General features: G+C 40.4%; 21 protein-coding genes. 13 read left to right on the top strand and 8 right to left on the bottom strand.

Annotation, left to right across the window (positions count from 1 at the left end; translation table 11 throughout):
- Positions 1 to 2 precede the first annotated feature (2 nt).
- Entirely contained in the window at positions 3 to 332 is a 330-nt protein-coding gene (locus DRZ93_RS01220) for a hypothetical protein (protein WP_113744335.1), read from the bottom strand.
- A 788-nt stretch (positions 333 to 1,120) separates the two neighbouring features.
- Here DRZ93_RS01220 and DRZ93_RS01215 point away from each other — a divergent pair.
- From DRZ93_RS01215 to DRZ93_RS01205, 3 genes are all read left to right on the top strand, one after another.
- Entirely contained in the window at positions 1,121 to 2,953 is a 1,833-nt protein-coding gene (locus DRZ93_RS01215) for an AAA family ATPase (RefSeq protein WP_113745572.1), read from the top strand.
- Positions 2,954 to 3,315: 362 nt separating this feature from the next.
- Positions 3,316 to 5,010, top strand: a complete 1,695-nt coding sequence (locus tag DRZ93_RS01210) for a peptidoglycan DD-metalloendopeptidase family protein (RefSeq protein ID WP_113745571.1) — start codon at positions 3,316 to 3,318, stop codon at positions 5,008 to 5,010.
- A 14-nt stretch (positions 5,011 to 5,024) separates the two neighbouring features.
- Positions 5,025 to 7,364: a hypothetical protein gene (locus DRZ93_RS01205; RefSeq protein ID WP_113745570.1), complete on the top strand. Its 2,340-nt coding sequence runs from the start codon at positions 5,025 to 5,027 to the stop codon at positions 7,362 to 7,364.
- 55 nt (positions 7,365 to 7,419) lie between these two features.
- Here the strand turns inward: DRZ93_RS01205 and DRZ93_RS01200 are convergent, their stop codons facing one another.
- On the bottom strand, positions 7,420 to 8,610 hold the full coding sequence (locus tag DRZ93_RS01200; protein WP_113745569.1) for an iron-containing alcohol dehydrogenase: 1,191 nt from the start codon (positions 8,608 to 8,610) through the stop codon (positions 7,420 to 7,422).
- A 117-nt stretch (positions 8,611 to 8,727) separates the two neighbouring features.
- On the opposite strand from DRZ93_RS01200, the gene DRZ93_RS01195 reads away from it, so the two are divergent.
- Together DRZ93_RS01195 and DRZ93_RS01190 are read left to right on the top strand one after the other, a co-directional pair.
- Entirely contained in the window at positions 8,728 to 9,165 is a 438-nt protein-coding gene (locus tag DRZ93_RS01195) for a DUF805 domain-containing protein (protein ID WP_113745568.1), read from the top strand.
- A 32-nt stretch (positions 9,166 to 9,197) separates the two neighbouring features.
- Positions 9,198 to 9,758: a DUF805 domain-containing protein gene (locus DRZ93_RS01190; RefSeq protein ID WP_113745567.1), complete on the top strand. Its 561-nt coding sequence runs from the start codon at positions 9,198 to 9,200 to the stop codon at positions 9,756 to 9,758.
- Between the two features lie 285 nt (positions 9,759 to 10,043).
- Here the strand turns inward: DRZ93_RS01190 and DRZ93_RS01185 are convergent, their stop codons facing one another.
- On the bottom strand, positions 10,044 to 10,379 hold the full coding sequence (locus tag DRZ93_RS01185; protein WP_172457983.1) for a hypothetical protein: 336 nt from the start codon (positions 10,377 to 10,379) through the stop codon (positions 10,044 to 10,046).
- 276 nt (positions 10,380 to 10,655) lie between these two features.
- Here DRZ93_RS01185 and DRZ93_RS01180 point away from each other — a divergent pair, with 276 nt between their 5' ends.
- The 6 genes from DRZ93_RS01180 (at position 10,656) to DRZ93_RS01155 (ending at position 17,664) form a co-directional block, all read left to right on the top strand.
- Positions 10,656 to 11,294 (top strand): DUF805 domain-containing protein, encoded by a 639-nt coding sequence (locus tag DRZ93_RS01180; RefSeq protein WP_113745565.1) that lies wholly within the window; start codon positions 10,656 to 10,658, stop codon positions 11,292 to 11,294.
- A gap of 360 nt (positions 11,295 to 11,654) precedes the next feature.
- Positions 11,655 to 12,854, top strand: coding sequence for a polyamine ABC transporter ATP-binding protein (gene potA, locus DRZ93_RS01175; protein ID WP_245933758.1), 1,200 nt, complete (start codon positions 11,655 to 11,657; stop codon positions 12,852 to 12,854).
- A 9-nt stretch (positions 12,855 to 12,863) separates the two neighbouring features.
- Positions 12,864 to 13,841 (top strand): ABC transporter permease subunit, encoded by a 978-nt coding sequence (locus DRZ93_RS01170; RefSeq protein WP_342767045.1) that lies wholly within the window; start codon positions 12,864 to 12,866, stop codon positions 13,839 to 13,841.
- Entirely contained in the window at positions 13,831 to 14,703 is an 873-nt protein-coding gene (locus DRZ93_RS01165; protein ID WP_172457982.1) for an ABC transporter permease subunit, read from the top strand. The genes DRZ93_RS01170 and DRZ93_RS01165 overlap by 11 nt, the downstream gene beginning before the upstream one ends.
- 385 nt (positions 14,704 to 15,088) lie before the next feature.
- On the top strand, positions 15,089 to 15,964 hold the full coding sequence (locus DRZ93_RS01160) for a putative metalloprotease CJM1_0395 family protein (protein WP_113745564.1): 876 nt from the start codon (positions 15,089 to 15,091) through the stop codon (positions 15,962 to 15,964).
- Between the two features lie 149 nt (positions 15,965 to 16,113).
- Positions 16,114 to 17,664 carry a Na+/H+ antiporter NhaC family protein gene (locus tag DRZ93_RS01155; protein WP_113744323.1) on the top strand — a complete coding sequence of 517 codons (1,551 nt, stop codon included), beginning with the start codon at positions 16,114 to 16,116 and terminating at the stop codon, positions 17,662 to 17,664.
- A 49-nt stretch (positions 17,665 to 17,713) separates the two neighbouring features.
- On the opposite strand, the gene DRZ93_RS01150 is transcribed toward DRZ93_RS01155, so the two are convergent.
- Positions 17,714 to 18,349: a Rossmann-fold NAD(P)-binding domain-containing protein gene (locus DRZ93_RS01150; protein ID WP_113744322.1), complete on the bottom strand. Its 636-nt coding sequence runs from the start codon at positions 18,347 to 18,349 to the stop codon at positions 17,714 to 17,716.
- A 312-nt stretch (positions 18,350 to 18,661) separates the two neighbouring features.
- Here DRZ93_RS01150 and DRZ93_RS01145 point away from each other — a divergent pair, with 312 nt between their 5' ends.
- Positions 18,662 to 19,027, top strand: coding sequence for a hypothetical protein (locus tag DRZ93_RS01145; RefSeq protein WP_113745563.1), 366 nt, complete (start codon positions 18,662 to 18,664; stop codon positions 19,025 to 19,027).
- Positions 19,028 to 19,456: 429 nt separating this feature from the next.
- Here the strand turns inward: DRZ93_RS01145 and DRZ93_RS01140 are convergent, their stop codons facing one another.
- The 3 genes from DRZ93_RS01140 to DRZ93_RS01130 are packed head-to-tail and all read right to left on the bottom strand — an operon-like array spanning position 19,457 to position 22,689.
- Complete coding sequence (locus tag DRZ93_RS01140; RefSeq protein WP_113742925.1) at positions 19,457 to 20,311, bottom strand: ExeA family protein; 855 nt, start codon at positions 20,309 to 20,311, stop codon at positions 19,457 to 19,459.
- 2 nt (positions 20,312 to 20,313) lie between these two features.
- Positions 20,314 to 21,867, bottom strand: coding sequence for a DDE-type integrase/transposase/recombinase (locus DRZ93_RS01135; RefSeq protein ID WP_113745562.1), 1,554 nt, complete (start codon positions 21,865 to 21,867; stop codon positions 20,314 to 20,316).
- Between the two features lie 27 nt (positions 21,868 to 21,894).
- Positions 21,895 to 22,689 (bottom strand): hypothetical protein, encoded by a 795-nt coding sequence (locus DRZ93_RS01130; RefSeq protein WP_113742927.1) that lies wholly within the window; start codon positions 22,687 to 22,689, stop codon positions 21,895 to 21,897.
- 364 nt (positions 22,690 to 23,053) lie between these two features.
- On the opposite strand from DRZ93_RS01130, the gene DRZ93_RS01125 reads away from it, so the two are divergent.
- The gene (locus DRZ93_RS01125) at positions 23,054 to 23,335 is read left to right on the top strand and encodes a DNA glycosylase family protein (RefSeq protein WP_146741077.1); all 282 of its coding nucleotides are present in this window, start codon (positions 23,054 to 23,056) and stop codon (positions 23,333 to 23,335) included.
- Here DRZ93_RS01125 and DRZ93_RS01120 read toward each other — a convergent pair.
- The gene (locus tag DRZ93_RS01120; protein ID WP_113745560.1) at positions 23,277 to 24,260 is read right to left on the bottom strand and encodes an HNH endonuclease; all 984 of its coding nucleotides are present in this window, start codon (positions 24,258 to 24,260) and stop codon (positions 23,277 to 23,279) included. The genes DRZ93_RS01125 and DRZ93_RS01120 overlap by 59 nt on opposite strands.
- Positions 24,261 to 24,381 lie beyond the last annotated feature (121 nt).

Below are 24,381 nucleotides of genomic sequence, written 5' to 3'. Positions count from 1 at the left end.
TTTCATTCTCGCACTTTAGATCGTTTCAAGTTTCTTAATTTTGTCATTCGCAGCAGACAAATCACTCTCATACCTGAAAAGCAATCGTTGCTTATCATTTTCAGTAGCTTCTTCAACGTTTCTGACTCGTGCATTGACAAGCGCAATCTGTGCATCTTCAAACCAAACTGTTCTGCGAGACTTAAAGTTTTCCCTGCAGCTTCTTTGATACACTCTTCTGCTGCAACCTTACGGCTTGCAACTTCTAGCATGTCAGTCTGAAACTTTTCATCGTTGGCAGAAAGCTGATCTTTCAGCTTTGCAGCGTTTGACAATCGTAAGTTATCGAGCATCTGCTAAACTTCAGCATCAAATATCGTTGAGATCAAATCAATTGCTTCTGCAGGATCTTCAAAAGGATTATAAACAAGCTTGAGGAACATGATGTACTCAATGGTAAAATATACGGAGATCTTATGGAAGATCTCAATGCTGTATGAAGAAGAGCTGATGCACCTGCTGAAGTTATACCTGATCTTGACGATGGGTACTGGGAAGTTGGTATTAAATCAAGCTTTGAGGCTTTAATAAAACTAGGTCTTTGCACAAACAAACAGGCCTCTGAAAAGCTTAGAAAAGCAAAAGCTGGCAGAACTTCTAAAGAGACAACAGAAGAGACATCACAAGAGATTGCGCCTGAGTCCAAACCAAATAGAAAGGCCAAGAAAGAGTTTACAGGCGCTCAAATATGTTATTATTTACACGGCTTAGTATTAAGAAACAATCTTTATTCATGTCAGGGTAAGATGTTGAATCTACTTAATAGTACAGATTTTTGGGAAACTTTTAATTAAATATTCATATGTGCAGGATCTAAACGCCCACTGACAACTTAGCCTTTTGTCAACTGACCTGTCAGTCAGGCTAATATGTAATGACTTTTGTAACTGAGGCAAAATTAAAATTTATTTTGTGGGTGATAGACTCTTGTGAGTTACATTTACAAGCATTGACAGTATGTATTCTAATTTATAAATAATGCTAGTATTATAAGGTTAAAGTGCTCACATGGATGCACTAAAGTCATGAAATTGCATACAAAGGTATTACATATAAATCTTGGAACCAATGGGATTTTATTATGAACACACACGCAAAGCCAAAAGTATTACCAGGATGTGAGAGCTTTGAAAAAATTATTACTACCAATGCATATTATGTAGATAAAACCTCATACTTAAAAAATCTCCTTGAAAGCTCTGATGAGGTTGAAAATGCCTTATTCACAAGACCCCGTCGCTTTGGAAAAACTTTAAATATGTCCATGATAAAGGCCTTTTGTGAGCTTGACTATAAAAATCCTGGGGATACAACCTATCAGCAAAAACTCTTTATAGACAATGGCCGTAATCTTGCAGTCTCTCAGGATGAGTATAAAGAGCTGCGTGATAAGGTTATGGGACAGGTGCCTGTTATCTATGTCTCCTTTAGAGGTGTTGAGGGCCTATGTTTTCATCATGCCGTTGATAAAATTATTACTAAGATAGCACTGCTGTATAAATATTTTCTGTTTCTTGCTGATAGTAAAAAAATACCTCAGGCGCAAAAGGATCTTTTTTTAAGCATTTACAATTTTTGTTTCAAACACAAAGGTGAATTAAAAAATGACGCTTTGCTTGATAAGGCAATATCCTATTGTGGAACCTTCATACCAACACTAGCTGATATGCTCTATACAGAGTTTGGCAGACAGGTTTTAATCCTTATAGATGAGTATGATGTCCCATTACAAAAGGCTGTTGTGGCCCAAGAGCCTTACTATGAGAAAATGCTTGGCATTATCCGTGATATAAGTGTTAATACCTTTAAACAAGATCCTGATGCCTGGCTGTATAAGGGTATTATTACAGGCTGCTTAAAAATTGCCCATCAAAGTGTCTTTACTGATGCTAATAACTTTACCACCTTTAATGTTAACTCTAAGCTCTATTCCTCGTTCTTTGGCTTTACGCAGGAGCAGACTGATAAAATTCTATGTGACTTTGGGGTAGAGTCTAAAAGAGATGAGATTAAAAAGTGGTATAACGGCTATAGATTTGGCCATGATTATGTCTACTGCCCATGGTCTTTAATGGAGTACTGTTTATCAGTAACTGATGGTAGCGAGGAGCCTGAGGCCTATTGGGTCAACACCTCTGGCAATGACATTATCACTCTGTACACTAAAAACTCAATTGAGGCCAATGATGCAGACACTACACAAAAGCTACAGGATTTAATGGATGGTAATTTGGTTTTAATAAAACTCTCTGAATTTAGTGTTTATCCTGATATTAAACAAGGTATGAGCTTTGATACCTTTTGTACCATGATGCTGCAAACAGGCTATGTCACCTTTGATGAAAATTCAAAACTCAAAGGAATGGTTAGCGTTAAAATACCAAACTATGAGGTAAGGCAAGCCTTTGAGACCAAATTATCTTTCTTTTATTCTAATGACAATGATAGCTGGAAAGATGAGGGCTTTAAGCTTTTAGATGCACTGATGGGCAATGATATTGACAAAGCTCAGGCCATTATAAACTCAGTCCTTGGAACCTATATAAGTATAAGACACTCAGGCTCTGAGCAATACTATCATGGCTTGATGCAGGGGCTTTTAATTAGTGCTGCCAGAAGTAAAAATATCACTGTCCTAGATGAGAATGAAAGCGGTCTTGGTTATAGTGATTTAATCTTTAAAGATTCTGTTAATGATAAAGCTGTTATTTTAGAGTTTAAACGAGCTAGAGTAAATGCAGATAACTGTCTAAAAGCAGCAAAAGAGGCCACAGAGCAAATCATAGAAAAGAAATATGCCTGCCTTTTTAGTGAACAATATACACAGGTATATGGCATTGGCATTGGCTTTTTCAAGAAAACATGTAAGATTGAATCCCTTGGCAATATTGCAAAGAAGAGCGGATCTGAATAAGAAGTGTTGTATTAGTGACAGATATGAGGTGAAACAATACTATAATCCATGATCAAGTGATTTTACTTACAATCTATAGAGATACAAGGCAGACATGCTTATACACATATTTTAGATGCCACCATAGGAGGCATCTATAGGAGAAGCTAAAATCAATCAGCGTATGTATAATACTGAGCGCATCTGCCTTATAACCACTTCCCAAAATCCATGGCGCATCTCGTAATCATAAAACTCGTCTTTTAAAAAATTTTGTAAAAAAGTGAACAAAAGTATCATATAGGTGTCTAATGCATGATTTTTCTTTATTTTTAATTTTGGGTTAATAATAGATCCCTATTGTGTTAAAATTTTAAGCCATTATGGTCAAGGTTAGATATTCACGTCAGATTAGACAGGAAGATTTTGTTTGCGCTGCCGATACACAAAGCAAGTTTATAGTATCTCCCAAACATATCTTTGCAATAAGTACAACAATTATAGTGTCAGTAGCTCTGGTGCTGCCTATGCACCTATTCAGCCCAGATCTGTCTGGGACCATTAATCTTGCCAGTCAGGAATATCTTGAATCAGATGACAATAAAATCATAGCTGATATCTCATCTGCCAAAACTGCAGATAACTCCAAGGAAAACTATGAAGATTACGATCTGCCATCTGCCCTCTTTGACAGTAAGGATCCTATAGTTACAGCCACAGCCCCTGCTACAGCTCCACAGATTGATGAGCCTGTAAAGGAAGTGTCACAGCCTGCCCAGGTTGTTGCTGCCGTATCTGATAAAAAGCCAGGCGATGCCAAGAAAAATGCACTGCCACGTCCTAAAGGCATGTGGTATACACAAACTGTGCAGTCTGGCGATACCCTCTCTCAAATTTTTAGCTATTTAAGTCTGCCTTATGCCACTTTAAACAAGCTTACAGCTGTGGCCAAGAAAAACGATCTGCAGCTTAGAATAGGTGAGAGCATACACTTTTTAGTTGATAATAAAAATATTGTAATGGAAGTGGTCAAGCCTCTTGATGATAACACTCAGGTGCGCTTTACCCGTATGCACGCCAATGACGGATTTAGCGTTGTCTACGAGGCATTAAATACACATGTGGACAGTAAAGATCTGATAAAGACCTTTAAAAACGCTGATACCATGCCTCTTGCCGTAGCTGCACAAAAAGAGCGTGAGCTGCGTGAAGAGCAAAGACAGCTTGCCATTAAAAAAGAGCAGGAACGACTTAAAAACCTCAATCACAATCCAAAGCGTCCGCGCCTGGTCATAGCCTCTGTGCAAAAAGGTGAGAGCTTTAAAAAGGCCGCCCACAGAGCTGGGCTTACTCCTACAGAGATTGAAACTATCGAAAAATACTCAAAGGGCAAGCTTAATCTTGCCAAAGTCAATACAGGCGACAGCTTTAGAGTGCTGTTCAACGGTATAGGCACACAGGCTTTAATCAATGCCTTTGAGATAAAATCCCAAAAGCAGGGCACCACTGTGCTCTATCGCAATCCTTCTGATGGCATACTGTATGAGGAAAAAGGCTATACACCATCTATTGGTGTCTTCAGACGCTTCCCTCTTGCCGGCAAGATTGAAATCACCTCACATTTCAATCCACAGCGCCGTCACCCTGTGACAAGACGCATAGCACCGCACAAGGGTGTTGACTTTAAGGCCAGCATCGGCACTCCTGTCTATGCTCCTGCTGATGGTGTAGTCACCTTTGCAGGCTATCAGAGAGCGGCAGGCTATTATATGATTATCCGTCATCAGGGTGATTATTCAACCGTTTATATGCATTTATCCAAAATGGAGGCCAGACGCGGTCAGAAAGTTACTGTAGGTCAGGTCATTGCCAAAACAGGCAATACAGGCCGTACCTCAGGTCCGCATCTGCACTATGAGATACGTATCAATGACAGGGCTGTTAATCCGTTGAAGATTGATCTGCCAAAATCAAATCATCCACAGCTGGCATTGCGTCAAAAGGAAAAGTTTAATAACAATGTGCAGGCCTTTAAGAGCGATCTCTATAAGGACTCACTTGCCAAAAGCACCAACTAAAAGATAGATATCAAGTGATAAAAGGCAATATCAAAGAAGAAATAGATCTGCTTACCAACTGGCTGGTATCCATACCAAGTATCAGCAACTCAAAGGGTGAGAGCGTAATTATAAAGGCTATCTATGATGGCCTTAGCGATTTTTCATACTTTAAGCGCTATAGCAAGGATCTTTTATATATTCCCCACGACGATCAGAAAAACAATTCTATTCTGGCCTTTGTGGAGAATAAGAAAAAGCCTGTCAATGACACTATTATTCTTGTGGCCAATGTCGACACCCTCTCAGCTGAGCGCTTTGCACAGTACAAACCCTATGCCTTTAAGGCCGATGATTTAAAAGAGAGAATAATTGAGTTAAGCGCCGGCCTTAAATACAATCCACATGATTATATGTTCGGCCTTGGTGTACTGCAGTGCAAATACAGCCTGGCCACCATGATAGCCATGGTTAAGGAACTCTCTGAAATACAGGATGAGCTTAACGTCAATATCATCTTTTTATGCCTGTCAAATTCACTTATTGACAACAGAGGCATTAAAAGTTCACTTGAATACCTTGATCTTTTAATTAAAAGAAGAAATTTAAATCCTCTTTTATCACTTAGCACCAGGCCCTGCGATGACAGACTTGAGCATAATGACAGACTTGAGATCTATACAAGCAACAGCGGTCTTTTAACCATAGGCTTTTATATTCTAGGACGCGGCTCCTCTCCAAACTCCCCGTTCTCAGGCTTTAGCTCCTCGCTTTTAACTTCCATACTGTGCAAGAATATTGAGTTAAATCCGCGCGTGTTGCAGCATATATCATCAAAAGTGCAGCTGCCTATTTTCAATAACATAAATTACAGACAATGTGCATCCTTAAGCTCTCCTGATTCCATTCAGATAAGCTTTTCCCTGCCGTTTTTCAATCTTGACTTCAATGATGCCATTGATGAGTTTAAAGAAATCTGCGCCCGCTCTATTGAAGAGTGCTCTGATCTTTTAGATGACAGACAGAATCTTTTAAGCTCCATTGAGAAAAAGGAATTTATACCTGAGGTTTTAGATGCTGAAGTTATAACTTTTGAGGATCTGTTTAAAAGAGCCTCCAAGGTTTATAAAGGAGATCTGCATTCGGCTATTGATGCCCTGTCTGAAAAGTGCCGCCGTGACGGACTTGGCAGCGAGCAGATTAATCATGCCATTATTGACAGATTAAATGATCTGGCCCGCCTGCCACAACCATCAATTATTATTTATGTCCACAATGACTTTATCCCGCAGCAGAATATACAAAACTACTCTCAAAAAGACAGAGACACTATGCTGATTTTAGATAAGGTTGTAAATTCCCTCAAAGACAGATATCCAGGCATCTGCCTTTCAGAGAGCACCTTTACCCACACCGATGCCAATTTCCTGCATCCTATTGCCCTTGATCGCTCTCTGCAGCAAATAAAACCAATTTCACCTTTATCTATTGAAAACTATTACTTTTTCAACATACCATCCATTACCCTGGCCTTAAAAGGCAATGACTGCTCCTATCCTACAGAGCGTGTGCACAGCTCCATGGGTATGTATATTGTTGATTTTATAAGCTCAATTGTCTTTGACAGCAAAATAAGCTCAGAGACAGTTGCCTCTAAAAAATCATCCATATCAGGTATAAGCGCGCTCACTGAAAGCCTGCTCTCCCCTGTTAAAAAGCTCTTTAGAAAGAAAGCTGCTGTTGAGGACACTGCTGTGACTACAAAGGATACTGTTGTCTCTGATCAAAACAGTAAATCCATGCCATCAGCTGCAGCTAAAGATGTAACTGCAGATGCAGCACACCAAAAAGATGAAACTAACACTGACTCTTTAGACAAGACAGACAATAGACAGCCTGAAGATAGTCAGACCTCTGATCTTAAGTCTGATACAAAAGATAAGAGTACTGATGGCTCACAAGAGACTGATAATGAACCTGCAAGCTTACATGGCAGTGGCAGTACAGACTCTAAAGATTGTGACAACAGTGGATTTGATAATAAGACAAATGCTGATGAAAATGACACATCTTTAAAAGCTGTACAGATTACAGATAATATTCATGATGCAAAAAGCCATGATCTGTCTATAACTGACAGTGTTGCAGACTCAAAAGATCTGGATCAGAGCAATGACAGCACTAGCCATGATGAGACTGCAGATACTAAAGATGCAGTTAAAGATACAGCAAAGAGTACAGACCTGTCAGACAGTGACACGCTAAGCCCTGATAAAGATGGTACAGATAGTGTTAAAAAAGATGAGATAGCATCTGAGAGTAAAAACAGCTCAGCTGCTGTTGGCAATCTTTATGATATGGCCAATAAAGAATAAGATCTGATTAATACCTGCCCTTATCTGTATTGGGCAGGATAAGCCTTTTTATAAATTATCTGCCAAAATTATTGGCTAAAGTTAAAATGGCAGAGCAGTCTATACGATTTAGCTCTCTGTAGGTGCCTATAGTCTCATTGCCCTCAAAATCAATATTTTTAACAATTTCACTTATATGCACACTGTCTATATTAAGATCACCAAGTGACTGCGGCATAGAGCATGAGTGCAGAAAATCTCTCAGGCGACTTATTCCCTCGCCTGCAGTCTGAGCCAGATTTTCAAAATTGCATGAAACATTGAATACGCGGCTTGCAAACTGTGCCATACGCGTCAGATCATGATTTTTAACAAATTCAAGATAGGCTGGCAGTACCACAGCAAGCCCTGCGCCATGCACTGTGTCAAAAAGCGTGGATATGGCTCTTTCTATAATATGTGTAGACCAGTCCTGCTGCCGTCCTGCTCCATAGAGATCACTGTGGGCAATGGTACCGGCCCACATCAGATTGGCTCTTGCCTCATAATTGTCAGGATCTTCAAAGACAATAAGCATATTATCCACAATAGTCTTTAATATGGACTCACAGATCATATCTGTCAAAGGCGCATCCTGTGTATTTGAAAAGTAGCGCGAGAGTACATGACAGAACATATCCACGCATACATAGCCCATATCAATTGGAGCTAAAGAGCGTGTCAGCTCAGGATTTAAAATGGCAAAGACAGGCACAAAGGCCTCAGATTTGGCATGCTGCTTGACTAAGGTGCCATCTATATCTTTAGTTATAATTGTATGTACACTGCACTCAGAGCCTGCTGCCGGCATGGTCAGTACGGCACCTATTGGCAGCGATCTGTATATATGTTTTTTCTTTGTGAAAATATCCCAAAAATCACCATCATAAAAGACACCGCCGGCTATGGCTTTGGCACTGTCAATTACAGAGCTGCCGCCAATTGCCAGGATAAAATCAATCTCGCGCTCACGACACAGCTCAATACCTTCATAGACTTTCATGGCACGGGGATTGACCACGACATTGCCAAGCTCATAAAACTCAATACCTACACGGTCAAAGGAGCGTTTGATACGCTCAAGCAGTCCTGATTTTTGTGCATTGTGACGGCCATAATGTATAAGCACCTTGCGGCCACCATGATTTTTTACAATCTGTCCTACGTCGTTTTCCCTGCCGCGTCCATAGATAAGACGGGTGGTATTACACAAATCAAAGCTTTCCATGTCAGGTTTCCTAAGAAATAGATTGTAAAATTGTAATTCACTTTAAGGTGCAAATCCAGCTGTAGCATTTTTGTATTATAATATTCACATGTGCCATTATAAAAACAAAAGGAGTACATGGTGCAGTTTCTAAAAGAGTTTGAACAGGTTATACACACCTGTCTGTGGCACAAATATGCTTCGTTCCAGGGCAGAGCCGATCCTAAGGAGTTCTGGCTGTTTATTTTATTTTTGCTGCTGGTAAACCTGGCAGCCGGAGTGTTTATATCTCTTATCTACCTTTTCTCCATGTCTATAGCAGTCATACTGCCAGCTGCAGGTCTTATTGTCGGCGGTATTTTAATGCTTGTTGCTGTACTGGCACTCTTTGCCCTTTTTATTCCTTTTCTTGCTGTAACCGCAAGGCGCCTGCATGACAGAGATATGTCTGCCTGGTGGCTGCTGCTTATGCTCATACCATCATTTGGAGTACTGGCACTCTTTATAATTTGTATTTTTGAGGGCACATACGGCGCCAATCGCTTTGGTGATACTGAAAATATCACAGAACTTTGATTTTTCAACATTATTGAATGGGAACATAAATTATGGAATTTACTCAGGCTGTCAGAACCTGTCTTTTTTCAAAATTTGCAACCTTGAAAGGCCGTGCCACCCGCTCTGAATTCTGGTGGTTCCAGCTCTTTCTTGTCATACTCGATTTTGTCCTGGGCGGCATTTTAACTATTGTATATCTATCGTTTCTGGCTCTGTTTACCGCCATGGGGTTGCCGGCTGCAGGCTTTGTCTTTGGCATAATTTTTGTAATTCTCTGTGCTCTGACAGTATTTTTGCTTATCATCCCAGAGTTTGCCGTACTATCAAGACGTCTGCATGACAGAGATATGTCAGCCTGGTGGCTTTTACTCCTGCTACTGCCAACCTTTGGTATTATTGCCATTTTAATCATAGCCGCCCTGCCAGGCACCAGGGGTCCAAACCGCTATGGTGAGGATGTTCATGAAAATGAATACAATACCTACCGTGATTTTAAATATGACAGATCACAAAATCATGATGAGAATACTGCCAGTGCTGGTGCTGCAAGACTAGATGGAGCCTCTCAGGACAGACTTGATAATGGCACTGTAGACAACCTTCCAAGATAAAAGCTTTTATTGCATAGTGATTTAGCCACAATCCCCATGACTTTTATAAATGGAGATGATGGCTAAGTCACTTAAAAAAATCTGTACTCTTAATATCAAGCGCTCCTATCACCCATCTTTAATCAGTTCATATGTTATATAATCCTGGCTTTTTATAAATAAAAAAGCTGCACACGTTAATAGACTAATATTAAAATATGCAGCTTGGTGTAAGCCTTTTTCTATATAGTATTGCAAGAGTATGGAGAACAACAACACTTATACACAAAAAGGCCGCTTATTAATCTACAAGCTAAAGTCAAACGGCACTCCATCAAAATGCTCATTTAACATTGAATATAGCTTTGGATAAAAATCTTCTCTTACTGCTTTGTTATTAAAAAACTCATCAAGGAGGGTCACACCTGTATTTATCCTGCCAGCCTCAAGTTTTGCAGGATCGGGCAGTTTTACCAGTTTGGTGCCCTGCACCTCCTTACTTTTGCCTAGCATATTCTGCCTGTCAGTATTGATAAGCATATAGATGCCATTATCAAAGCCACGGTAGACATCATGCACTACAATATCCTTGCGATAGCTTAAAAAACACATCATTGTAATAATCTTTATTATATATAACATAATTTTACAGCATGTACTCACAGGCCTTTTATTGCCAATTTATTTAAAATTATCTATAGTTATTGTTAAATTTATATTAAAAGGCTGCCTATACTAAAAGGCTGTGCACAAAGTTATGGCTCTAAATTAAATAGTGAGCCAAGCTATGTCTTAATGCCTGTCTTTATTCACACTCTAGGATAAGAGTATGCTTTAAACTAATGGCAGCTTTATCTGCTACTTTACTTAAAGATAACTTATAAACAACAAAAGCACCCTAAAGGAGCCTGAGGGTTTATGACATTTATAGAAGCAATTGAGATATGTCTTAGCAAAAAATATTTTAACTTTAAAGGCAGAGCCTGCCGCAAAGAGTTCTGGTTCTTTTTTCTCTTTTATGTACTCTCCTTTATTGGCATGTCCATCTTTAGCATCTATGCCTCCAACTTTTTTTCAGGCAATATCGTAAATAACGTGATAGTGGGCATAGTCATCTTTTTATTTATTCCACTGATGGCTGTTACATCAAGACGTCTGCATGACAGCAACCTCTCTGGTCTGTGGCTGTTTTTGCTGCTGCTCTCAAGCCTTGGTGCCCTGGCGCTTTTAGTTTTATGCGCACGCCGCTCAAGCCCATATGCCAATCGTTTTGGCCCCCATCCATTTGCACTGCAGGATGATGATTTTAATCACGGCTGCTACACACAACAGACAGGCAGGACCCAAAGAGATGCAGATGAGAGTGTCAATGAGGATTTGGACGCTAAATCAAACTCTTATAATAATACTGTGCCTGATGAGCCTATAAATAAGAACGACACAAATCAGAGTAATGATTTTACAGATCAGAGCTCTATGAGCTCTTTTACAGGAGATGGAAAGACAACAGACTATAGTGCATCTGAGGTTAAAGACTACAGCTCTCTTGGCAAATAGCCACACTCTGCACCCTTTAGAATATGCTATTTATGGGCATATTTTTATATATGCCCTTTTTAGAGCACCTCTTTACAGGCCTGTGACAAAAAATCATCTTTTATAAAGCTAAAAGCCTGTCTTAAAGCTCCCTGCATCTCCATAAAAACAAACGTTTGCCTGTAAAAACTCAGCACACAACATACTGATTTATAAGATCTTTTAAATATATCAAGAAGATTAGGTCTAAATTTAACAAAAAAGACTTTTATTTTCTGTCAAATCATTTAATATACGCAAAAAATATAAATAACTCTCATATTTATGGGAATCCCTTTTTCACATTGTATTTAATACAGCGTTTTTGGAGATAAGGCACCAGTGGAACAGACTTCTGAGTGCATGGCAGTTGCACAGACTGCATGTTCAAAAAATCAAAATCACAGGGCAGGTGAACTGCCAGGTCAGAAATTAACACCTGAGCAAAGAAATAAAAAACCTGTTCTTCAGATTAAATCCATTACCAAGTCATTTGAAGCCTTCACTGCAGTTAATGATGTGGATCTGACCTTGTATGAAGGTGAGATCTTTGCACTGCTTGGCTCATCAGGCTGCGGTAAATCCACGCTTTTACGTATGCTTGCCGGTTTTGAAACCCCAACTTCCGGTCAGATACTGCTAGACGGTCAGGAAATTACCAAGGTTCCGCCTTATAAAAGACCTGTAAATATGATGTTTCAGTCATATGCTCTTTTCCCATATATGACTGTAAGACAGAATATTGCCTTTGGCCTCAAACAGGACAAGATGCCTAAAAAGGAAATTGATGCCCGTGTTGAAAAAATGCTGTCACTTGTGCACATGGAAGATTATGTGGACAGAAAACCCCATCAGCTCTCAGGCGGACAAAGACAGCGTGTGGCCCTGGCCCGCTCTCTTGCCAAAGAGCCAAAGGTCCTGCTGCTAGATGAGCCTATGGGTGCGCTTGATAAAAAGCTGCGTGAACAGATGCGCCTTGAGCTTGTGGATATTATCAATTCTGTAGGTGTAACCTGCCTTATGGTAACCCATGATCAGGAAGAAGCCATGACCATGGCTGACAGAATTGCCATTATGGACAGAGGTGAATTTGTTCAGATAGGCGGTCCACGTGAGATCTATGAAAACCCAAACTGCCGTTTCTGCGCTGAATTTATCGGCTCTGTAAATATCTTTGACTGCGTGCTTTTAACCTCAAATGCCCAGCAGTCTTTAATCAAGACCAATGACTTTGTACACTCAATTGAACTCTCACACGATATAGATCTGGCCGACGGCATGCCACTTACCATTGCCATTCGTCCTGAGAAAATCTATATCTCCCACAAAAAGCCTGCCGAGCTTACCAACTGGTGTGAAGGCACTGTAGAGAATATTGCCTATCTTGGTGATATTTCCATCTACTATGTCAAGCTCCTAAGTGGCCGTATTGTGGCAGCCACACTGCCAAATGTGGACAGATTTAAAGAAGGTCTGCCTACCTGGGATGATCATGTGTATCTAAGCTGGGATTTTGAATCCTGTATTGCTCTTACCATTTAAGGTTTTGTTATGTCTTTTAATGTTGTTAATATGACCTTTATAAGACGTGCTTTTCAGCAGAAGAGTAAAGTTATGTCAAATCCTACACATGCCAATACCTGGCGTGACTACGCGCTTATTTTTGTGCCATATCTGTGGATGATACTTTTCTTTCTACTGCCTTTTCTGATTATCTTCAAGATATCGCTGTCAGTAACGGAAATTGCCATTCCGCCATACTCTCCTATTGTGACCTTTGAAGAAGGTGCCATGCAGATTATTCTGCATCTTGAAAACTATACATCCATCTTCACCGATCCTGAGGGTACCTACTGGCGCTCATATCTAAAATCAGTTGAGGTGGCAGGTTTCTCAACCCTTTTATGTCTTATTATAGGTTACCCTTTAGCCTGGGCTTTAGCCACTAGCAAACCTGCCATGCGCAATGTTCTGTTTATGCTGGTCATCATGCCAAGCTGGACCTCATTTGTAGTGAGAATCTATGCCTGGATGACCATTATGAAAAAGGACGGTATCATCAATGATACGCTCATGGCCCTTGGTATTATAGACAGTCCTATTGCCATGCTGCAGACTGACTTTGCTGTCTATGTCGGTATTGTCTACTGCTATCTGCCATATATGGTGCTACCGCTGTTCTCTGCCCTGATGAAGGTTGACTACTCACTTATCGAGGCAGCCTACGATCTTGGCTCAAAACCGTTTAAGACCTTTTTCTCAACTCTGGTGCCGCAGACCAAATCAGGTATTGTGGCAGGCTCCACCCTGGTCTTCATCCCGGCTCTTGGCGAGTATGTAATCCCTGAGCTGTTAGGAGGCAAGGGCTCTATTTTAATAGGCCGTATTCTGTGGCAGGAGTTCTTTAACAACAGAGACTGGCCACTGGCCTCAGCTGTTGCTATAACCATGCTCATTATTCTTGTAATACCTATTGTCTGGTTCTACAAGCTTGAGCGTAAGGAGCAGGAGAAGAATTATGGGAAATAGATCATCACTGCTGCGCTTTGGCGTTTTGTTTGTAGCTCTGTCATTTTTATATCTGCCAATCTTTACGCTTATTATCTACTCATTCAATGAGTCAAAGATGGTAACAGTGTGGACAGAGTTTTCTTTAAAATGGTACAGAGCCCTCTTTAGCAATGCACAGATTGGACAGGCCGTTTTAATCTCCATTACTGTAGCTTTAATGACAGCTGCAGCCTCGGTGATTATAGGCACACTGGCAGCCTTTGTGCTCGTGCGTGTCAGAAAGTTTAAAGGCGAGTCAGCCTTTGTGCTCTTTATGACAGCTCCTATGGTACTGCCTGAGGTCATTACAGGTCTTGCTCTGCTGCTGCTTTTTGTAACATTAGGCGAGGTTATTCCATGGTTTTCAGACAGAGGCATTTTTGCCATATGGATTGCCCATGTAACCTTCTGTTCTGCCTATACCACAGTGGTTATAAGATCACGCTTTAGAGAGCTTGATATCTCTATAGAAGAGGCCGCCATGGATCTGGGCGCAGGTCCTATCAAGGTATTCTTTGCTATTATTCTGCCTGCCATCATGCCAGCAGAAGTGGCAGCCTTCCTGCTCTCCTTTAGTATGTCCATGGACGATCTGGTAATTACAAGCTTTATTGCAGGTCCTGACTCAACCACACTGCCTATGCTTATTTTCTCAAGCGTAAGACGTGGTCTGTCACCTGAGATTAATGCTCTGGCCACTATTATTGTGCTTATTGTATCTCTTGCCACAACATTGGCCTGGCTCTCTATGGTCAGAAAGCAAAAGAGAATGGCTGCAGATGCGGCCAAGGCCAAAAAAGAAACTATAGCAGAGCAAAATGCTATGGACTTTAACGGCTAGACTTTATCAGTAAGCAGCAAGGTTTTAAGGGCATGCACAGCATGCCCTTTTTACTGCCATCTTTAAGACCACTGCCTTCCTTGATTACATCAAAGCTGCATCTTAAACACACACGCACTCTTCATCTTAAAAGAGCCTTTACCTTTTAAATCGTGAGCAAATACACTTTTGCTATGATTTTTCTCCTGCCATCTGCTCTTGCATAACTGTTTTACATACAGCCTGGCTTCTTACTTTTTACAGTGTTTTTAACTTAATTTTAGACTTTGTAAAAAATAAGATTAAAAAACAAAGAACTTATAAAAAAAGTGGTATAAAAAATGCTTTTGTGGGTAAAGATTAGACTTCATCTGCCGTTAATATCAGTTAACAGGAGATCTTGCTTATGATAAATGTAAACAGCCCAACACAGATACATAATGGCATAGCGCCGCAGGAACAGTATCAGAATCTTAATGCTGTTGCCCAGCAGGTCAGCGCCAAGCCACTGCAGCTGCAAAATGATAATGTAGATCTGCAAAAGGACAGACCTTCTGACAAGGATAACAGTCACTTCTCACACAACCGCCACACTGCTCTGAAAGCCTACTTAGGTCTTAACTCCAAAGAGGCAGCACCTGCCACACCTGTGGCAAAAGATGCTGCAAACGGCAATGAAAGCACTGATGATAAAACTGCCACTACCAAGGATGTCAAGGAAGGTGAAAAAAAGCCTGGTGAGACTAAAGAGCTGACAGAGGAAGAGCGCAAGCAGATTGAGGGCATGAAACAGCGCGAGGCTGAAGTGCGTTTGCATGAAAATACCCATAAGTCTGTAGGAGGTCATCTTGCCTCTGCTCCATCATATGAGTATGAAACAGGACCTGACGGCAAAAGATATATTACAGGCGGTCATGTAAATATCGATGTCTCTGAGGAAAAAGATCCAAAGGCCACCATTGAAAAGATGCAGAAGGTAAGAGCAGCAGCCCTCGCCCCTGCTCAGCCATCATCTGCCGATCGCTCAGTTGCAGCTTCAGCTCAGCAAAAGGAAAATGCAGCCCGCGCTCAGATGCGTGAGCAGGCACAGGAAGAAGCTCAAAAGGCTATGGAGGGATCTTCTGATTCTGACAGATCCTCATCTGCAGACACTGATAACACCATAAAAGGCAATGAACACACCAATAAGCGCAGCACAACTGATGAGCCAAAGAATAATGACAATCAGCCAGCTGCCCCTGCTGTCATAAGCAAAAAGCTTGAAGGTTATATGGGCGTTTAACTTTCATTGATTTTCCGCACTAAAACGATGCTTTATTTTGATAAAGCATCGCTTATTTTGCCCGATCCTCCTATTTATATGCTATAATCCAATCAATTTTAAATGCATTTGCACCAATTTGGTGCCCAATAAAAGATTCTGGAGTTTCTATGGAGCCATATTACGCAGGCATTCTGTCTATTCTACCTCCTGTAATTGCGGTAGGACTGGCTTTAATTACCAAAGAGGTGTTCTCATCTCTGATTATCGGTATTCTGACCGGTACATTAATCTACAGTATAGGTATAGGCGGTGACTTTGTTGCTGTTAAAACCATTGAAAATGCCTTTTCTGTAATGGTTAACAAAGTAGATTTTAATATTATTATCTTCTGCTCATTACTCGGCGCCCTGGTTTATGTAATATCTATGGCCGGCGGATCAAGAGCCTACGGTGACTGGGCTGCCACCAAGATCAAGAATAAAAAGACAGCTTTGGTTTCAACCTCAGCTCTTGGTGCCTTCATCTTTATTGATGACTACTTTAACTGTCTGACAGTAGGCACAGTTATGCGCCCTGTAACTGATAAATATAAGATCTCAAGAGCCAAGCTTGCCTATATTATCGATGCCACAGCTGCTCCTATCTGTATTATCGCCCCTATCTCCTCATGGGCTGCAGCAGTAGGCTCAAACCTAAAGGATACAGGTGCCTTTGAAAGTGAAATTGAGGCCTTTATCTCAACCGTGCCTTGGAACTTTTATGCCCTGGTCTCTTTAGCCATGGTTATTTTAGTAGCTCTTGGTAACTTTGATTTTGGCCCTATGCGCAAGGCAGAGCAGGCTGCCGCCAAGGGTGATCTCAACGGTGTGCAGGATACATCTGAAGAGGACTTTGATGTTGTAGCCAAAGGTACTGTGCTTGATATGATAGTGCCTATTGTTGCTCTTATGATCTGTGCCACCCTCTCACTTTTATATGTAGGCGGTTATTTTGGTGATGATCCTGCCTATCACACATTAGGTGCCGCCTTTGGTAATACCTCAGCAGGCCCTGCTTTAGTTTTAGGCTCTTTTGCAGCCTTAGGTGTAGCCTTTGTACTTTTCGTAGGCAGACGTCTTTTAACCCTCAAGCAGTTTATGCAGGGCGTTTTAAAGGGCGTACAGGCTATGATCCCTGCCAATATGATTCTGGTTCTGGCCTGGGCTATATCAGGTGTATGCCGTGATCTGCTTCAGACCCCTGTCTTTATTTCAACCTTAGTTGAAAATGATGCAGGTTTAGTAGGCAACTTCCTGCCAGCTATTATTTTCGTAATTGCAGGCTTCTTAAGCTTCTCAACAGGTACAGCCTGGGGTACTTTTGGTATCTTAATCCCTATCGTGGTAACTGTAGCCGAGGCTATTGACCCTACAGGTTCTCTGACCATCATTACTCTGTCAGCTACCCTTGCTGGCTCTGTCTTTGGCGATCACACCTCACCAATTTCAGATACCACTATTCTTTCATCAGCAGGTGCCGGCTGTGTTCACATTGAACACGTAGCTACACAGCTACCATATGCAAGTATCTGTGCCCTGTCAGCCTTTATTGGCTACATAGTTGCAGGCTTTACCGGCAATCTTTCCATCTCACTTATCACTGTATTTGTGATTATGGTTGCCACTATATCAGCTCTGCATTTGAGAAATGTTAAAAAAGAAAAGCTGGCAAGTGCCTAATCAGGCATAACAGTTTAAAAAGCCCTTAAGTCAGACTTAAGGGCTTTTTTCATAAAGAGCGCACGGAGATGACACTTTGACTTTTAGGTCCGCGCTTTAAATAGTCTATACAGGCCAAAGACAGATCCTTATACGAGATGGAACTGCGCCCTGTCACATCAAGAGGCAGCACATCATCACTAAACTCATAACGCCCCTTGCCATAGCCCTTTTCATCAAGATGCATAGGTGGACATAACAAAGACCAGTTAACATTGTTATAATCACGCATGCGCTTTAAGGTTAAGATCTGACGCGTAGCATCACTGCCCCTGATGGAGTTTTGAATATCCTCATTATCTCCAAAGAGCTCTGTTTTGCTTTTATCTGTATATAAGAGTGCAGGCGAGCCTACACACAAAAGCTTTATATTCTCCTTTTGCAGCAGATGGCACACATGCAGACATGGCAGACGCTCAAGGCTGAATGAGGCTATATCTAAAAATGAAGTGGCATCGATAAGAGCATAGAATTTATTTATATCGCTGTAGACAAGATCGGTATATGAGCAGAGCTTTACCGGACCGTTGCCTACTAAATCCTTATAATCATTGACAATTGAGGTAACCTGAATACCGCTGCGCTCTGCCTCAATGACAATAAGCCGCCCAAGTCTGGTATTGGCCCCTATTACTGCAATCTTCATAATAAAAACTCCTTATCCTCTCTGACTGTAGAATATTCTCACAGCAAATGCAATGGCAACAGCCTAGCAGCATCTGCCCAAGATCACAGATTTTAAGACACGCAATTAAAATACAAAGGCTTCAATACCTTTAAGGCTATATTGTAAAAAAATCATACTTGCATAAAGACATGAGATTTTTTGATCTCTAAGAGTGTTTTATATAAGGATAAGTATGCTTATGTTTAAAGTAACAGATTGGCGTGTACATCTTTGAGATTTTATCTAAAATGAGGTAGAACACTTCAATCTTTTAAATATTAAGGTTTAGCAATGAAAGGTAGCTTAGAAAATCTCTTTATAATAAATAAAGATGATGTATTAAAGCTTATTGAGAAAGATCAGGATTATAAACAGCTCTATGAGAGATTTTCTATACCTGACAGGCAGTGCTATCATACTTTTTTTGAGGCTCTGGTTAAGACTGTAATATCACAGCAGCTATCAAATGCCGCTTTAAAAACTCTTCTTGGCAGAATTGATAAAAAGGCCCTGTCAGATCCTACACTTATGCTCAAATCCTTAGAGAATGGCACATTGAAACTAAGCCTTGTCAAAAGAGAGTGTATTGAGCATATATGTCATGATTTTTTAAATAATAATCTAAATGATGTCAATGCTCTGCTAGTTTGTCATTAAAATTGCTCATAATTATGTCCTTATTTAATGGCTTTTCTGCTATTTTATTGTTGACACTAACTGCTTTATTTCTGTCGCCTTTTTGACCTCAAATTGTTGTCTCCATTTGCTCGAGTTTGTCGGCAATATCTGTTTAAAGTATGTTGCCACTAATTGCTTACAATTATGTCGTAATCTTGTCTTGTTTGTGCCTACAATAATAGTGTCACCACCTGCTCAAATATGTTGTCTATAACTGCTCTTTTTTGTCATAACCATATGATTGCAATAATGTTTTTACCACCTGCCAATTAGTCTGACGTAATACTATAAAAATTTTCTTAATATTCATTAAAATGATGACAATTGGCTTGTATTATTGGGAGAGGTGGCTTATGATTGTAGGCACAGCTTATCCTGGAAGCTTCACAGGATAAGCTCAATTTAACACTAGTTTAAATTCTTTAAAATTAGGTCAATAACCTCGTTATTGGCAACCTCAGTTACGGTAGCTTCGGTTACCTTCTCTTCACGCTTTAAGCATGTATAGCTTAAAGCGTGCATACAGATCTTATTAATAAGTCGTGGATTTCCTCCTGAGAGATCGCCTATCTTTTCCACGGCCCTATATTCAAACGGATTATCTTGACATCTTGACCACTTTAAATGAGATCCTATATAACTGCCAACCTGCTCATTTGTCAGATTCTGCGTAGAACTAAAATACATAATCCTTTGAGTTATAGCCTTGCACTTATCTGTCTTGAGCACAGACAGAATTTCTTTTTGGCCTGAGAGTATCAGTGTAAGCGGTGATCCGCTGTCATAGCTGTTACCGTTGAGTAAAAATCTAATCTCCTCAAGCAGGCTGAATTTACTGTACTTATTAGCCAGCAGGTGGGCCTCATCAAATATCAGAATTACCTTTTTACCGTGGGTCTTTCTTAATGTCTCAATCTCTCTGTGCAGCTGCAGACGCGCATCATTGACATAATACTTTGACTTTACACCCATCTGATTTAATGGAGCAATATACATCCACCTGGGTGTGGCATTAGACAGTGATACATACATCACTGTATGTTTTTCTTCATTAAGCTGAGATGTAAAGTAGCGCAGCAGTGTGCTTTTACCTGTACCAGGGACTCCGGTCAGCAATGCAAATGAGTTGTTCTCAATGGCCATTTTTAACTTCAGGCATGCTCCTCTAAAAATGTCTGTCTGATAGAGAAAGCCAGTGTCAATATTATTTGTAAAAGGGGTATATTCCATCTTAAAGTAGTCTAGCAAATCAGTGCTTATCATAATTATTTATCCTCATCTGTCTTGATTGAGCTTTTGTTGTATAAAGAGCTATTTCCTGGCTCTGTGCTATAGGAGGCCGAGCCTTGGTGGAATAGCTCTTTCCTTAGTTGCTCTTCAAAATCCTTCTCTGTGGTATAAAGATCTCTATCCTTATACAACCTGCGGGCGAGCCTTTGTATAGTTGGCTTTATTTCATCAGGCAAAGACTGAGGCATGTCTTCTGATCTATCAGATGCACGTTCGGTAAAGTCAATATTCTCTTTGATTTCACGCTCATACAGCGGTATAAATTTATACATGCTCTGTGAGAGGCTTTCTTTTTTTTCTTCCTCAGTAAGCTCCTGTACAAGCTCCACTGAATTGCCCACTAAAGAGCAGTGCACGACCACATACTCTCCACTTTTGGCGCTATTTGCAGGCAACTTGTAATAACGGCCTTTTATGTGTATGACGCCATCCTTGAGGACCTTACGAGAGTACTCCATAGTAAAGGCCAGATTCACAATATCATCTACAGGTCTTGCTACAGGCTCTATATATTTGTAAAAATATTCTTTAGGGGATAGTGTTACCTCTGCATCTGTTCCCATATTTTCGGTTAGAGCTGAATGTGGTGTTTCGTTGTACTCTGCAACCCACTGTTTTACAAGTAATTCAACCATACTCAGCTTTACATTATTCATACCTTCAAGCTGCTTTAATACTTTATCTAAAGTACCATTTAAACGTTCAATTGCCCCTTTGCTCTGAGGTTTATATGGTTTTGAGCGCTTATGAGGAACTCCTAAAGTGCTGGTGCAATGCTCCATTGCAGCGCTCTTATATACAGAGCCCTGATCTGTAAGAATGCTCATTGGAATACCATAGCCTGTAACAAGCTCTCTAAAAGATGACAGAACCAGGCTGTTATCCTGGGTGTCAGATATGGTTGCCACGAGGATCATGCGTGAGGCATTGTCCATCCATAGATGGATATATGGGGTTACTGGCATGCCCTGCTCATTAACACAAAATGATTTTCCAGCTATTTTAATATCTGCCTGAACCTGCTCCATAGGGAGCTTTTTACGATAGGCTCCGAAAAATGCTGTTCCTCCTTTTTCACGCTCTCTTAAAAGCTCCCCACGAGAAAAACCTTTCTGCTGTAAATGCCTCTGTAAAGTAGAGCGCTTTATAATGCCCTTTATGTTTTGGTGTTTTTCTTCCAGACATTTAATGATCTCAACTACTGAAATGGTAGGACATTGCCTGCGCAAGACTATTGCTTCATCTAGTAGACTCTCAAAACTGATGAACCTCCTTATATCTGAGCGAAACTTCTTATACTTTGGCTCAAGTCCTTGCAGACCAAATTGTTCATATTGGTCAACCCAGCGCTCAATAGTTCTCACAGATAAGCACTGCTCTGCTGCAACCTGTTTTATCATAGCCACACGCTTCTTCGAATTTTTCCCATTGGCATCTTTCTTAAGTGACACAATGGGCGCAATAACCCTCATTCTGTAACTCTTTGGATCATCATTTAAATCTTTAATTCTTTGTTTAATATTGGTCATTTATAGAATCTCCTATAAAACAAATGACTAAGAGCTGTCATCTGGCTCTTTGATTATCATGTTATTGCAGGAGATCACCCAATTATGTTTTAGGTGTATGGGTGGGTCGTTGACAAACTGCGAGCAACAGTAGACACCAAAAATTCTAAATTTGTTTTTTCCTTGTATATCAAAAGCTTTGCCTCTGGTTTTAACAGGTGCCCTGTTAAAATTTAAACTATAAGTTTCAAAAACATTTTGAGCATGAGATAGCACCGTTTCAACGGGCATTGATAGGTGTTTTCCTAAGGGACCAAGAGCTTTTATGACAAAATATCTAAAATTAACGTACTCTTCTTTGAGCTTGTGTAAAAGCTTACTCTGAGAGATATATAGCTCTATTCTGGGCCATGACAGGTTAGTGTGATTAAACTGTCCCTTTAAATGCTGTATCTCTTTATTGGCCTTGGCAAGATCTTCTGCTGTGTCTGACTGTACTCTTAAACCTGGGCAGGCATAATCAGGCAGCAGAACATGGGTTGCTTTATTGCTGTTGCCTTGAGGATCTTTGCCTGATGTTATGTCACGGCATTTTTCTTTATTGGGACAGGTTAGAATCTGCAGGTGAAAGATCTTTGTAGGAGTTCCGTGGCGAATGTCTTCAATATGCTTTTTATAACCGGTTATACCATAACGTATCATAGGCTGACCGCAATACCGGCATTTGACCACAACGCCCGGCTTTAGCGTAAGCACTGGTACTAGCTCACGCTTCCCGGTTTTATTTGATTTTCTGTATACCTCTTTAACAAGAGTATCTTCTTCTGCTACAATTATTGCCATGAAGACGCCTTGTGCGTTTTTGGGCGGGACACTATTTTTAGGGCTCTAATCTAAAGGGTAGTGTCCCGTGGCATTTCTAAAACTGTCTTTTCCTAAATCATAGCAAAGCATCTGTACCTTTTTCTGCATTTTTCAACGTAAGGTAACCTCTATTTCCAAATTTTTAACAAAAAATAGGCCCAGACTGGGTTTTGACAAAAAGTGAGCAGAATGTGGTGACTTTAAAGAAGAGCAAGAGGAATCAATAAAAGATAGGCAGAAAACTCGACAAAGATATGAGCTAAATTAATGACAGATTAATAGAGCACTGACAAATGAGCAGATGCCGCATCTTATCAATAGAGATATGCTAAAAGAAAGACTTTTGGCATATAAAGGCATAGGCCCCTGGAGTGTGGATATAATCTTTATGTTTTATCTGCAGGACAGAAGTATTTTTGCAAAAAGTGATTTTGGCATAAGACGCGGCTTTGCCATTTTAAAAAATCTTGATATTAAGGCAGTAAAAGATGCACAGCTTAAGGCCTATGGTGAGTCACTTGGGGAGTGTGCCACCATAGCCTGTTTTTATTTATGGGAACTGTCCTCTAGCACAGATGTCTGGTCTGTCTCCAGTGCTCAAAGCGATTTTCATTGTGCCAGGTAATATACTCATGCAGCGGTCTTAAATTTACATCCTCTGGCAGATTGATATTTTTTCCGTCAAAGCACTGATATTCATTGCCAAAGATTGACTGATACTGTTTTGAGGTTTTTACTCTAATATCAGATATGCTTCTGTAATCTAAGGTAATAAAACCTGCTGAAAAGAGTTTGTGCAGATCACTTCTTAAAAGTATGCCATTCTGTATTGTCTGGAACTTGGTATCAAAAAATGGCTTGATATGGGCCACCTCAAGCACAGGTGAGACCCTGGTGCCTGTGACTGCACAGCAGAAATTATAGGCGGCATTGACCTTGGCATCAAAAACGGCCTGATGATCTCTTGAGTTGGCGTGGGCTGCCATAAAGTACATGCCCTGGAAATTACGGCCTTCCTGATTTACAAGAGGTTTTCTTGCCACCATGACCAGCGAGTGCAGATACTGTGCTATAGGATCGGTCATATTAAAGACAAAGCGTGAGTCTTTATCAAAGTCTGTGACCAGCTCCTCTGGCACATGCACACACTTTCTTGGATCAAAGAAGAATATATTGCTTAAAATCAGAGAATTGATATTGGCATCTGCTGAACCTGACTCTTCTTTTACAGCGTCTAAAAACTGCTCATAATCAAGACAGCCGTTTCTGGTGCCGTATACATCCCAGGCATCATCTGGCTTTAAATTTCTAAAACCTGTAAAAAAGCCACCGCCTACTATCTTGTATTTAAAGTCAGTGTGCATGTTCTCTGTCATAAACATGACCATAGAGCCTGGCTCTAAATGCAAAAGAGCATCACTTATGGCATCATTGGTGGCTCTCCAGCAGTTGACCACTGTAGATCCAAGTATTTCATACTGCCTGTTTAAGATCTCATACCATCTTAAACTTACCTTACAAATTACTATCTGTTTTAACTCAAGTGGCATATAGCAAATCCTTACTTATTAAACTGTTTAAGAGGGTATGTATACATGCACTCTGTGCTCAAAAAACATGTCCCTATTTCAAAAAATAGCCAAAATATAGTCCAATGTAAACCACTTTATT

The organism is Anaerobiospirillum thomasii (assembly GCF_900445255.1).
In the GTDB taxonomy this organism is placed as follows: domain Bacteria; phylum Pseudomonadota; class Gammaproteobacteria; order Enterobacterales; family Succinivibrionaceae; genus Anaerobiospirillum_A; species Anaerobiospirillum_A thomasii.
This window is presented reverse-complemented; position numbering and strand designations above follow the sequence as displayed.